We start from the raw sequence: 567 nt of genomic DNA, 5'->3' as shown, positions 1-567 counted from the left end.
GTTAAGCTCTCTAGCGCCGATGGTAGTTGGGGCCTTGCCCCTGTGAGAGTAGGACGTTGCCAGGCAAATGGAGGATTAGCTCAGCTGGGAGAGCACCTGCCTTACAAGCAGGGGGTCGGCGGTTCGATCCCGTCATCCTCCACCATATAATGTCGGAGGGGTAGCGAAGTGGCTAAACGCGGCGGACTGTAAATCCGCTCCTTCGGGTTCGGCAGTTCGAATCTGCCCCCCTCCACCATTTCTTAATTAATGGGCTATAGCCAAGCGGTAAGGCAACGGACTTTGACTCCGTCATGCGCTGGTTCGAATCCAGCTAGCCCAGCCATTAAGAGCCATTAGCTCAGTTGGTAGAGCATCTGACTTTTAATCAGAGGGTCGAAGGTTCGAGTCCTTCATGGCTCACCATTTTTTTAAAAAATATGCGGGTGTGGCGGAATTGGCAGACGCACCAGACTTAGGATCTGGCGCCTTTGGCGTGGGGGTTCGACTCCCTTCACCCGCACTTTTAATAAAATATCTCATACATGTCTTGCGGAAGTAGTTCAGTGGTAGAATACAACCTTGCCA

The 567-nt window shown here is 52.2% G+C and carries 5 tRNA genes; all 5 read left to right on the top strand.

Features of this window, described 5'->3' with window-relative positions:
• Positions 1-69: 69 nt before the first annotated feature.
• The 5 genes from AC1DIT_RS28400 to AC1DIT_RS28380 all read left to right on the top strand — a co-directional run bounded on the left by AC1DIT_RS28400 (position 70) and on the right by AC1DIT_RS28380 (position 502).
• Positions 70-145 (top strand) — tRNA-Val (locus AC1DIT_RS28400).
• A 9-nt stretch (positions 146-154) separates the two neighbouring features.
• Positions 155-238: transfer RNA gene (locus tag AC1DIT_RS28395), tRNA-Tyr, on the top strand.
• A 12-nt stretch (positions 239-250) separates the two neighbouring features.
• A tRNA-Gln gene (locus AC1DIT_RS28390) sits at positions 251-325 on the top strand.
• 4 nt (positions 326-329) lie between these two features.
• Positions 330-405 (top strand) — tRNA-Lys (locus AC1DIT_RS28385).
• 16 nt (positions 406-421) lie between these two features.
• A tRNA-Leu gene (locus AC1DIT_RS28380) sits at positions 422-502 on the top strand.
• Positions 503-567 lie beyond the last annotated feature (65 nt).

The sequence above is a fragment of the Bacillus sp. 05T22 genome, assembly GCF_056396765.1.
This window is presented reverse-complemented; position numbering and strand designations above follow the sequence as displayed.